The 13,513-nt window shown below is 27.6% G+C and carries 6 protein-coding genes; 2 read left to right on the top strand and 4 right to left on the bottom strand.

The window, feature by feature from the left end; genetic code table 11:
• Nucleotides 1-509: 509 nt before the first annotated feature.
• The gene (locus Q0W06_RS06345; RefSeq protein WP_297632931.1) at nt 510-3,104 is read left to right on the top strand and encodes a 3'-5' exonuclease; all 2,595 of its coding nucleotides are present in this window, start codon (nt 510-512) and stop codon (nt 3,102-3,104) included.
• 140 nt (nt 3,105-3,244) lie between these two features.
• Here the strand turns inward: Q0W06_RS06345 and brxL are convergent, their stop codons facing one another.
• Nucleotides 3,245-5,272 carry a protease Lon-related BREX system protein BrxL gene (gene brxL, locus Q0W06_RS06340; protein WP_297632929.1) on the bottom strand — a complete coding sequence of 676 codons (2,028 nt, stop codon included), beginning with the start codon at nt 5,270-5,272 and terminating at the stop codon, nt 3,245-3,247.
• A gap of 103 nt (nt 5,273-5,375) precedes the next feature.
• Here brxL and Q0W06_RS06335 point away from each other — a divergent pair, with 103 nt between their 5' ends.
• Entirely contained in the window at nt 5,376-6,104 is a 729-nt protein-coding gene (locus Q0W06_RS06335) for a hypothetical protein (protein WP_297632926.1), read from the top strand.
• Between the two features lie 28 nt (nt 6,105-6,132).
• Here Q0W06_RS06335 and pglZ read toward each other — a convergent pair whose 3' ends face one another.
• Genes pglZ through pglX form a run of 3 tightly spaced genes read right to left on the bottom strand, consistent with a single transcriptional unit; the run spans nt 6,133 to nt 13,403 of the window.
• Entirely contained in the window at nt 6,133-8,679 is a 2,547-nt protein-coding gene (pglZ, locus tag Q0W06_RS06330) for a BREX-1 system phosphatase PglZ type A (RefSeq protein ID WP_297632923.1), read from the bottom strand.
• Nucleotides 8,680-8,696: 17 nt separating this feature from the next.
• Nucleotides 8,697-9,704 carry a hypothetical protein gene (locus tag Q0W06_RS06325; RefSeq protein ID WP_297632920.1) on the bottom strand — a complete coding sequence of 336 codons (1,008 nt, stop codon included), beginning with the start codon at nt 9,702-9,704 and terminating at the stop codon, nt 8,697-8,699.
• A 57-nt stretch (nt 9,705-9,761) separates the two neighbouring features.
• A complete protein-coding gene (gene pglX, locus Q0W06_RS06320; RefSeq protein WP_297632917.1) occupies nt 9,762-13,403 on the bottom strand; it encodes a BREX-1 system adenine-specific DNA-methyltransferase PglX in 3,642 nt (1,213 codons plus the stop codon).
• Between the last annotated feature and the right edge of the window lie 110 nt (nt 13,404-13,513).

Here is a 13,513-nt window from a genome sequence, read left to right as displayed (position 1 = left end):
TTATCCCACTGTTTAAAATATTATTTATTCTTTCTGATAAAACCATAGTCTTTCCACTACTTATATTAACCTTTTCTTTTCACTATATATTATTTACTATATCGTAGTTATCTATTTATCTATTTTTATAAGATTCATTATATAGTGTACCTCTAAAGTCACAAAAAATTAGTCTGATATTTTAAAAACCAGACTAATTTTTTTATATTATTAAACTCTAAGATTAATCACAAAATAATACTTTTTAATAAAAACTACATTCAACTATTAATATAAAACTTTCAGCAAAGTAGAATTATTATCTAAAAATGTATAATCATATTATTATGTGATAATATATTCAAAAGCATAATAAAATATAATTTGAAGACTTAATTAATATCTTTCTTTAAATATGAAAATTTTAAAATACATTTCTATTTAAAATTGGATACTATAGTCGATAATACTAATAATAGACTTATATTTTAAGTAGCAACAAGATATTAAATACTTAGGAGGTATCAGTAATGGAATTAAATACAAAACAAAATTTTATTGTAAATGAGCATGCTAACAACATTCTTTTGTTAGCATCCGCCGGAACAGGAAAAACAGATACTTTAGCCAAAAGAATAGCAAAGATTTTAAGTGAGAAAAAAGCAACTCCCCAAGAGATACTTTGTATTACTTTTACAAATAAAGCTTGCAAAGAAATGAAAGAAAGAATAGAAACCATAGTTGGAACGGAAGCTAAGGATATTACAATTAAAACATTTCATAGTTTTTGCTTTGATATTATAAAGCAACAAGCTAAGAAAAAAACAGATATATTCACAGATTTCTTAATTTTTGATGAGGAAGATTGTAAAGAATTATTAGGAACTTGTAACTACTTTAATTATCCAGTTAAAGGATTAAAAGATTTCATTGATTTAATAAAGAGAGAAATAGCCAAGTCGAATATATATACTTCTAGCAATAATACTGATTTTAAAAAAGCTATTCAAAATATATTTATAAAAAATGAAGATGCCATTAATGACGTATGTAGACAAAAAGTAAATGGAAAATATGAGCTTAATATTGAAATGAAAGAGTATTTTAGAGACCATGGTGCAGATTTAATTAAAACATATAGTACCTTATTAAATATAAATCATGGATTAGATTTTAATGATTTAATAAGTAATGCACAACTCTTATTTAATGATATAGCAGTAGTTGAATCATTAAATAAGAGATATAAATTTATAAATATAGATGAAATGCAAGATACTAGCAAATTAGAGTATTCCATAGTCGAAAAATTATTTAAAGACAATAATATATTACTTTGCGGTGATATATTCCAGACGATCTACGAGTGGCGAGGGTCAGAACCAGAATTTATATTTGAAACATTTCGAAAAAAATATAAACCTGTAGAAGTAGTATTTGATAAAAATTATAGAGCTACTCAAATTTTAACTAATGCTTCGGTAGATTTTCTTGAAAATGCTTTTCCAACTAAAGTTAGTGAAACTTATAAAGATGAAATAACCTCAGAAACTAGTAATGAGGGTGAAAAAATCTCATTAGCTATTAAAAGGAATATTAATGAAGAAGCACAGTTTATAGTATCAGAAGTAGATAAATTAGTCTATGACGGCAGTAAACTTCCTAGGACTTGTATTATAACTAGAGATAATAAGTATAATACTCTACTAAGTGCTAACTTATCAAATTTAAGAAGGAAACAATATGATTTTGTTTTAGTAGATCAATATAAATTTTTCAGAAGACAAGAAATTAAAGATATGATAGCCTTTTTAAAATTAATAGCTAATAGAAATGACTCCTTAAGTCTAAATCGAATTTTAAAAAGATTACCTGTTGGTATTGGTAAAAAAACTTTAGATAATATAGATTCTAATGAATACAAACAAGTTGGAATTACATTAGCAGATTACATTGATAATAACTCAGTAAAATATGGTGAAAAATATGGACTCTTAATTGAAGAATTTGAAGAAAATAATGTTGTAATTTTTGATGTTGAAAGTACTGGAATCGATGTTACTGAAGATGAAATTATACAAATAGCAGCAATAAAACTTAATAACGACGGTAAAGTAATAGATACATTTGAAAGATTTCTTAAAAATAAAAAGTCAGTAAAAAAATCAGAATTAGTACATGGTTTTTCAGATGATTTTCTTTCAGAACATGGTGAGGAAAAAGAAATTGTATTGCTAGATTTCTTAAAATTCAGCGAAAATACTGTAATTGTAGGACATAACGTTCAATATGATATAAATATATTAGCTAGTGAACTAGAGCGATTGAAATTAAGTAAGCCTAATTTTAAAGGTATATTTGACACTTTAGATATATTTAGAAGGTTCTATCCTAATGCAGCTAATCACAAATTAGAAACTCTTAGCAATATTTTTGATACAGAAAACAAGCCAACTCATAATGCAATGGATGATATTTTAGCAACAGGTCAATTATTAAAACATGCTATAAATGAATATTTAAGGCCAACTTCATTAGAGCGTATAGCATTAATGGGAATACACCTAAAAAGTTTTGAAAAAATAAGAGAAATTTTACACAATTTATTTATAACTTCTGAAAATAAAAGAGCTCATGAAATTATAGTATATGTAATGAATATAGTTGGTTTAAAAGAAATTTATAAAGATGAAACTGGTGCTGATAAAATCTCAAGATTAAGAGATTTCTATAGATTAATAGAAGATATGGATATTCTAGAAAAAAGCAATCGCGATTCTTTACTAGATGTAATTAAAATGACAGGATTATCAAATGGTGAATTAGAAGAATTGATGATTAAAAGAATTGGAAGACCAAGAATCCCTATAATAACAGCTCATCAAGCTAAAGGATTAGAGTTCGATTATGTCTTTTTATCTGGTGCACAAGAAAATGTATTCCCCTCATTTCAAGCTGTAAAGAACAATAAATTTGAAGAAGAAAAAAGAACTTTTTATGTTGCAATTACCAGAGCTAAAAAGAAATTATATATAACTTCATCAAAAACAAATCAATATGGATATTCTACAGCTTTAAGTAGATTTATAAAACTGATATCAGATAAATTTATAGATAGAATATAAGTATATACTATTAAGAGATGATTTTAATCATCTCTTTTTATATATGAAATGGTTAATTTGATATACAAAAAAATCTATAAATTAAATTCATAGATTCTTTTATATTTTTTTATTACATCACTTAAGTATCAATTCATTAATCATTGAACTCCTAATGCTTTAAATACAGCATCCTCTGTGCTGTTATAGAACATAATTTGAAACTTTGCAAAAAGCTCTGGCGGAACCATCGGTATATCACCTGCATTTATCATTGGAAGTAATACTTTCTTTGCTCCTGCATCAAAACATACTTGAAGTGTATTTGCTAAATCTTCTACCTTATTAATTGTTCCACCTATACTTACAGAACCTAATACAGCCAACTGACTTTGTACTGGTTTGTTTAATGCCCCTGAACACATTGCTATTATTGCTGCTAGTGATAGACTAGATGTCATTCCTACTCCATTAACATCCTGTATATGCATTAAGTAGTCTTTGTTAGTTGTTGATATTGAAGCACTAATATTTCTGCTATTAGCCTTAAAGTATCTAAATGCTGTCTCTATACTTTCCTTAGCCTCTCTATCATATCCAATACCAGTTTTCTCAAACTTACCCGTTCCTCCAACAACTTCAACTTCTAATTTATAAACTCCTATCATGTCATATCCCATTCCAACTGTATAAACATGACCCGGCTTTGACATCCCTTCTGGAATTAATGAGCCTGAACCTTGCTCTGGAATTGATATAAACTCTTCTTCCATAGTTTCTGTATCTATATAAGAGAAGTGAACATCATAGAATTCCATTCCACCTATTTTTTTCAACTGCTCCTTAACCCTTCTTCTACCTACTAAAGCATACTTTAAAATTTCTGCTATATCTTCTTTTTCATATTCTCCATGAGGATATATAAGCTTTACAAGTCCTGAAACTGTCTTTCTTACTGCTATAACATCTCTTTGATTAAGATTACTTCCAAATCTGAAATACTTATCTATAACATCACCAAAAGTTTTCTTCCTCATAGTTCTAAGATACTCTGCAAGATAATCTGTAATAAGCCCAAAGTTATCTGTTATAAACTCTGGTCTCATCTTAGGAATTTCCCATCCCGGTAAATAAAAATGCATTCTATCAAAGAAGGCCGAATCATAAGCCATAGCCTCTGGGAATGGATCAAATAAATGGGATGTTTTTAAAAGAACATCCACACTTTGATTTATATTACCTACAAATACCATGGACGCACTAGCTGCCTTCTCCTCTTTTCCTCTAGCAAAAGAGCCTGATGCCATATAATCTTTCATTATTTGTATTCCATCTTTATCTTTAAATGTTATGCCTGCAACTTCATCAAAGGCTACTGTATCCCACATTCCAACAAGTCCAACTTGTCGTTTAGACATATTATAAAATAAATTAGCTACCGTTGTTTGTCCACCTGAAACAAGAATTGAATTTGGTGAAATTTCTTTGTATAAATGTGACTTACCGGTCCCTCTTGGTCCAAGCTCACACATATTATAGTTATTTTCACATAAAGGAACCATTCTAAGAAGCATATGCCACTTAACTTTATCCTCAAGCTGTGTTGGCTCCATTCCTATACTTCTAATAAGAATATCAATCCATTCTTCCTTAGTAAAAGCTTTTCTCCCTTCTATGAGTTCATCCATATCCATATTAGGCATTTGAATTGGCGTTACTGCTTCTATAATAAAAGGATTTGGGTCTGTAACTCCTTCCTCAAAATAGTATTTCATCTTAACAATACACCAAATTCCACCACCAAGAAGCTTATCAAACTCCTTAACATATTTTGAGTCTATCTCAACGTTTTTAAGCCCTAAATTAGAAAACTCTGCTTCATATATATCTCTCTTTTGATTAAGCTTAACAGTAAGCTTATCGATAACTGTATATCTACTCATTTCTCTAATCTTAGATTTAATTTTTTCGGCTTCATCCGGTCTTACAAAATTTTCTGCTAATATATTTTTAACTCTTTCTACTCCTGCATTAATACTATCTTCATCATCAGTAGCACAATACATTCCAAGTAAATATTCAAGTACATATATAGGCACATTGGCACCTTGTTTTAATTTTTGTGTTAAATCTTTTCTAACAACCTTCCCAGCAAAATGCTGATTAATTTTCACACTTAATTCATCCATAAAAAATAATCCCTTCCCCATAAAAATCATTTTAATCTATATACGTATTTTTATAGTATAAATTGAATAATATATATTATATAACTGTATAGGAGTAAATCTAATGTTTAATCCAAAAAAACTTCATTCTACCTGTATTGACAATAAAAGTAATATATACTTTATAGATCAGTACCTAGTTTTAAAGAAAAACGGAGTAAATTTTAATCCTTATTGTCCTTTTTGTCATAAGCCTGTATATATTAAATGTGAAAATAGTCCAATCCGTAGAACCCACTTCTCACATTATAAAAATGAATCTTGCTCAAGTGTAAATTACACCGATAGGTTTTCAAATATTTATATTGCTCCAACTTCCCTAGAAGTTGAAAACCTTAAAGTATCATTACTACTTTACTCTAACGTAATTTATAACTATATAACAAACACTTTAAATATTAATATTACAGTATCTGAATTTCTTAAAGCACTTTCATCTATAGATGAGAAAGTTTTCCATTACAAAGATATACCTTTATCTTCCTTTACTTATATAATTATAAACAATTTAAAATCTACTTCCTCTAGAACTTTTCTATTTTCAACTACAGATACAACTAATGACTTATGGGAATTTTGCGGTTCTAAAGACGTTCTATACATCCTTGACTATAATAAAAACCTTATTCTCGATACAATTCATACAGATTTTTATTTTTTAGATAACTACAAACCCCATTTTGACGTTTTCTTCCTAAGTACAACTTATACTAAATTAATAGAAATACTAAATCTTAATCCTAAAATTGATTGTTTAATTTTAAATATAATTCTCAATGACTATCTTTCATAATTGACTAGAAATATCTTTCTAGTCAATTTTAAAACCCAAAATCATTTAATATTGCTATATCAATATTAAATGGTATTCTATCATAATCGCCATTCGCATCTTCTTCATCTTCCATAACTAAGAAATATTGCTTTGTTTTATCATAGGGTCTACTTTCTAATACAAACTCAATTCTATAACTTCTATCAGTTGGATTCTCTGATCTTGAATCTGCTATTATTGTCTTAATATTTGATATCTTATTTCCTTCTTCATCCTCAAAATAAGTTCTTATTTTCTTTCCAATTACTTTATCCTGTAATTTTTCATCTTGGAAGAACTCTAAGAATGTTATTGGGTTAGTTACCTTTCTATTTATACTTGTTAAAGATACTTTAACCTTTCTTATATCATTAGCTGATGATGTACTTCTATCATTTTTAAATCTAATAACTGGTACTATAATTTCCTGTAACATTGCTCCACCATGAACGAAGTTCGCCCCTGCTCCTTGAACTTTAAACCTTGAAGTACCATTTGGAGTTATAACATATTTATTAGAATCATCTCCTAATAAATAATCCATACTAAATGTTATTGTGCCTTCAACATTTTCATTTTTAGATGTTAATAAGAATCTTCTACTATCTTCACCATCATCGAGTTTAATACCTGATATTTTATTACTTTCTTCCATAGCACTTCTTTGATAAAGATATCCATGATCAGCTGTAATAATTATACTTGCTGCACTTACTCTATTAACTAACTTATTTACTAAAGCAATTATTTCTTTAAAGGCTTCTTCTGTAGCACTAAATACTTCTCTCTCTGTTGAAGCATGATCTCCCCTTGCATCTATAGTATTATGATAAATATAAACTACTTCTAAACCTACAAATGCTTTCCTTATTTCAGCATCTCTCATATCCATAACTTTATCATAAGTAATTGCTAAAGATTTTTCATTTTCCCTTTTTAAAATAAAGTCTCTATTATCTGTTCCATTACTACTTATTCCATTAACTATAACATCATATTTATCATTAATTTCAATAGTTTTATTAGGTAAAAGAGATGCCATTCCTAACTTTGTAAATGAAGGTAACACCCCTTGCATATAATCCAATTCAGTTTTACCTTTTCTTTCATTTGTAAGTAAGGTATTTAACTCTTCTGCACTTTCATATCTTAATCCATCAGATATTATTACAAAAGTTCTCTCTTTTCCTTTATACTTAATATTTTCTCTATAGAATTTATCTTGTTGTTTTAAACCTTCTATTCTCCAAGAATTTAAACTTCTAATTGATTCATTCCATTTAATTGATAACTCTTGTAAATACCAGTTATTATATGTATTTTCAATAGTATCTCTTAAATCAGTTAATTCTTCTTTCCATTGACACTTATCATAATGATAATAGAACTTTCTATATGCCTTATCTATATAGTAGTAATCTTTTGTATAAGACTTAACCATATCAAATGAGCCTTCTGTTTGTATCATTGAATTTAATGACTTCTTCTTATTTAATAAGTTTATAGCCCATTTTATAGCCTTGTATTCACTTTTATACTGCTTATAATAATGTAATGTTCTTCTTGATGCTAAAATAGATAAATACTTATCATATTCTTCTACACCATCTTTTAAGAGATTGGTTATTCTAGTTAAAATTATTTTATCAACATCTTCAAAAACTTCACATTTTATAAATTCATCAGTATCCCTTTTTTCTAATAACTGTGTTATTTTTAGTTTTCTTGCAATTAACTCTTGCATCTTATCATAATAATCACTATCTTTAATGTTATCCATAAAATGATTTATGAAAACTAAACAGTTCCTAACTTTTGAAGAAATATATGTTGTATACGCTTTAGGGAATTCAAACTTAATATTTTCATTCATATTAGTTACTAATAACATAGCCATAAATCTCTCTATGCTTTTTTCTTCAAATGAATACCCAAAATACTTCTCAAGTAAATCCCATAATGCATCTACATTTCCAAATTTCTTTATATCTTCATATATCTTATTACTTCCATCTAAATAATCTTTAATAATAGCCTTAATTATCTCTTCAATATCCATTACTTTAACCTTAGTTAAAACGGCAAGAACACCTATATGAACTTTTTCTTTTGTATAATCTTGAATACTTAAATTTTTAAATCCTGATATTCTTTCTTTATTTTTAAAGAATATATTATAGGTTTCGAACTCTGGCTTTAGTAATGAATCCATTACTCTTAATTCTCTCATTATAACTGTTGCTCTATCAGTAGAGAACTCTTCGCTATAAGAAAAAATATCATAAAGCCAATCTTCTTGTGGATCTGGCTTTTTCATATTTGAATATATTAATATATTGTTTACTTCATCTTCTTTTTCTATATAATGTTTTATCCAGAAGGCATTGTTTTCAGTTAATTTAATAACCTTTATCCCCTCTAAATCAAAACTATCTATTTCATCTATAAAATCTTCATTTTCATCATACCAAAATACAATATGACGCTTCTTACCATTATCTAAAGGCTTTAAAAATAATTCTTTAAGAAAATTTCTTATTTCTTGTAAATTCACTTGCTCACCTCTTTAATTTATCTTCCAAAAAAGCGTTTAGTCGAATCAATCTTCTTTTTAATTATATTTATTTCTTTTTCAACATCACACTTATATTGCTCTAACTCTTTACACGTATTCTCTAAGATATTTCTATCATTTAATAATATCTCTTTATTATTATATTTTTCTAATATATCTTCTATCCTAAAATAAAATTCTGCATTATATTCAGATAACACTCCATCACTATCAGTAAATCTTTTAAAATTCAATTTTATATTTTCTTTTTTATCATTAGTTATTACTTTGCCTACTAAAAAATTATATCTCTTATATTTTTCTTTTATTTCATTAATTGTTTTGTTTCTAAGAAATATTTCTTGACAAAATTCATCTAACTCTTTATTTTTTGCACTTACTTCTTTATTATTAAATTTAAATAACTTGCAATTGACTTTATCAAGTTTCTTTTCCTTATCTGCCTTAGATATTAAATCATATAATTCTTTCAAATCATTAAATATATCTTTCTTTGCAATATAGTCCAACTCATTTTCTGCTATTGCTATTTCCTCTGGATCACATGTTCCTTGTTTTATATATTCAATTTCATTTGACATTTCTGCAATGCTTTGAATAGGATATCTATCAAAATAGTATACTTCAACTAATTCTTGATAAAAATCTATATATGATCTATCAATATAATATAAATTTATTATCTCACTTATCTTGTGAGCGATATCATAATAGTATACTTCGTTTGAACATTGTATCTTTAGATTACCTTGAAGTCTTTCACCTTCTTTATATAATTCTAGTACTTCATATATCTTCTCAATATTTCTTCTTATATCATCATTAAGTTTTAACATTTTTATATAAACCTTATTATTTTGACTCTTTTCTTTATAATTTTGAAAAAATCTAAAACTTATGTATGCAAATAATAAAGTAATACCTGCTTTAAAACTCTCTATAAACAACGTTCTTAATAAATCATATGTTAGAAATTCTTTTAACCCCTCTATAAAATACTCCATCTTCCCCCCTGTAAAAAATAGCATGAGGTGAAATATTATCTCACCCCATATTAAGTTTTAAATCTTTGCTAATAAATTCATTTTAATTTCTTTTCCTTTTGAATTTATTACCTTAATATCTTGGAACTTAGCATAATTTACTTTTACCCCATCATCTAAATCAATAGATATCTTTTCATTTGCTAAATATGCAACTACTTGGTCATACTCTCTACACTCTTCTATTTGTTTAGATATTCTATCTATCTTCTTTTTTGCAGTAGTTCTATCCTTTGCTGTATACTCTTCTGAATCTACTACTAACTGAAGCCTATTAATTTCTGCTTCATATTTTCTTTGTAATGTATGAATGTAATCAGTTCTAACCTTAGCAACTGTTTGTTCATTATATCTATGCATATAAACTAAACACTTAAATCCATCATTCTTACCTGACTCAAACATCCAATATATAGGCCTCTTTTGATAAATCTTTAAATGATCCTTATAGAAATCTTTAATAAAGTATCTTCTTATTGCCTGTCTAGATGTTTCAGATGCTTTTCTTCCTATTGAATCAGCAATAAAGTCTAAATTTTCTTCTAATGTTTCTTCTCCATAAACAGTTCTTACAAACTCAATAAATCTCGTAACTATATCATCTTCAAAATACTCATCCTCTGTAATAGGAATAATATTTTCCCTATCAGGCGTAAATCTAGAATTCACCCATGAATCAGATATTATATTCCCATCTGCATCTTTTTCTATTTTTCTAACCTTACCTTCTCCCAAATTCCACTTATCATTAAAGTTTCCACCTGCATAAATAAGACCTTCGCTATCTATAGAATATCTACCTAGCATACAACCAACAGCATAAGAAATAAATGACTTAATATCTCTTTCTCTATCTGCTTTTCTTATAGTAACATCTTTATCATCTACCTCTGGTGTTAATTCATCTTGTAGCCCATAAATATCAATAAATATTCTATTTAACTCTTCTTCATTATATTTTAACTGCTCAAAATTCTCCTCACATTCAGTTTCCCAAATAGAAAATATAGCATTTAAACTATATTGTTCACCCTCATCTAATAATTTTAACAATGGATGAACTTTAAAGTCCCATGAAGTTTCAAATGAATCCCAATCATTTTTTGATATTCTTATATTATAATTAACAATTTTAACAATATCGTATCCATTAAAATTCAATAATGGTAATTTTGAGATACTTCCCACGACATAATTAAGTGTTTGATTAATAATATTAAGAAATGCTTGGCAAACTTTAGTATTGGCAAATCCTAACAATTCTAAATTCATATCAGAAAATAATGAACCTCCTGCATCTGAAAAAATAGTACCTTTTGGGAAATATCTCATTGAAAAATATCCTGTTGAAATTTTTGTCCAAGTTATATACTCTTTAAAATATAACTGTGGATTAACTACACGTCCTCCACTTGCCCCTATAGCAGCCTTTCTTATTTCACTACCATCATTTTCCCAATTTACTACATAAGTTAAATTCCCATACCATCTTCTAAATTCTCCACCTTTGCTATAAGGAAAGAATTTGCCATTGGTTTGCTCATAATTACTTTGATATAAGTTTATTTTTTCCCATAATGGTTCATGCCATAATCTTAAAAATCTATTGTTATCCGTTGTTGATAAACCACTCTTTGGTTCTGTAATCGAACTTAAACTAATCGATTTACTAAATACTTCTAATAACTTTCTAGAAATCCAATATGCAAATGTATTACCAGGTATCATATAAATATATCTTTTTTCAAAAAGATATAAACACTTTTCATTTCTATAATTTTCTTCTTTTAACTTTTGATTAGTATATTCAACAAGTCTAACAAATGAAGAAACAAATTTATCTACATTAGATTTTCTTAAAACAAATGATGTTGTTTGTACTACTTCTCCTCCAATTTCCTCAAATGCCCTAGGTCCAAGATGAATCATATTTATAATATCATCATTTAAAATGCTCTTCCTTAATTTCTCATATGTTGATAAAAACATCCATGTTTGTTGTGTAATCATAGCCTGATAGTAGTTATCTTTCGTTAACTTTCCACATTTTTCAATAAACATTGCAAATAAGTCTGCTTTACTATTTGGATACCTTTTTTTTGCATACTCCAACAGCCCTTTCTCCATACCATTATTACCCATATACGGAGGGTTAGTAATACAAACTTCATATTTTCTACTCATTATCTCAGCCTGTTTAATAAGCATAGGTACTCTTTCTAAAAGCATTACTCTATAATCACCAAACATTAAATTATCTTCTTGTTCTATTTCTTTTAATCTCTGGTTTAATGCTTCAAAGTTTACTTTTTCAACTTCAATTATTGAACCATATTCCTTAGCATCAGTGAATGTTGACCATAGATATTCTAAGTCATTTTCTAAATCATCATTATCTAATCCAGTTTCTAAACTACAGAAATAATCTATTGCTTCCTTATGAATACTATTACTTTCTTGTATTGAACATATATTAAGTTCTAAATATTCTCTTTCAATCTCTCTAAACAATCTTCTATTGTAATGTCTAGCCTTCATTATTAATGCAAATGATGCTAATTGTGCTGCTCTATCGTCTATATCTAAGCCATATAGGTTATTTTCTAGTATCATCCTCGGTATTTCTCTTTCAGAATATCCTGCTGTTTTATATATTTCATAAAGAACATCAAAGGCATAAACTAAAATATGACCTGACCCCATGCATGGATCTAAAACTTTTATATCTTCTGGGTTTAGTTTTGCATGTTGTTCTCTTATTTTTTTCAACTCTTCTTTAACGTCCGGCTCTTGTTCTGCTTCTTCTAGGTAATATTTAAACTCTTTTTGTAGTTCTTCATTTGGATGTCCTTCTAGCCATAGTCTTCCTAATGAATTTTCCACCATATATTTAACAATCCATTTTGGAGTAAACAATTGAGTTGCTGCTGGTATATTTTCTTTTGTTATTTTTATATTTTTCTTTAAGGCTGCAAAAACTTCATCCTTCTTTTCTGAAATATAGTATTGGTACATCCAGCCTATTATTTCTACTTCTTCACGCCAATCTGATTCTTCTATATCCTCAACCATTCTTCTTATAACAGAACCTTGTTCTAGTAGGTTATCTGGTAATAAAAGTTCTGTATAATCACTTATTTTCTCAAACATTTGAGGTATTATTTTTCCTAGTTCATTACATTGTTTAACTAGAATAATTCTATATGCTTTTTCTCTATCTAATGTATCACCTGTATCTAAAAGATCATATATTTCATTAACATTTAAATTTAATTCATCTATTATTTCCGATACCTTAGTTAATACATCAGGTTCTTTTTTCCCCTCAACTTCTGATGAAAGTATTCTAACTCCTGTTGGAAGATAATCATTAACCTCCATATATCTTAATCCCATAAATCTATTGAACCAAGTATATGCAACTTCTTCCATTACTTGCTCAAATCCCTTTTCATTAACTTGCTTAACTAAAGTATCTCTATCCTTCTTTGAAAGCGTAAATATCTCTTCTTTTCCTTCTAACTTAAATCCACCTTGTACAGCAGTTGCTTCTAATACCTTATCTTCATATACTCCAATACTATATGCTTTTTCGCTTACCGACTTAATTAAACTTCTTCTTGCCCAAATAGCAAAAGATTTTATTCTATTCTTATCCATCTTTACAATCCTTTCACATTAAATAAGGGAAGTACCTACTTCCCTATTTATATTTGTAACTCGACTCACATACGTTCGCTGAGTAAGTTCACATTACTAAATCCACCAAG

This window comes from uncultured Clostridium sp. (genome assembly GCF_947072515.1).
Classification (GTDB): Bacteria; Bacillota; Clostridia; order Clostridiales; family Clostridiaceae; genus Clostridium.
Note: the sequence above shows the minus strand (reverse complement) of the source record. Positions and strands in the feature narration are given on the sequence as shown.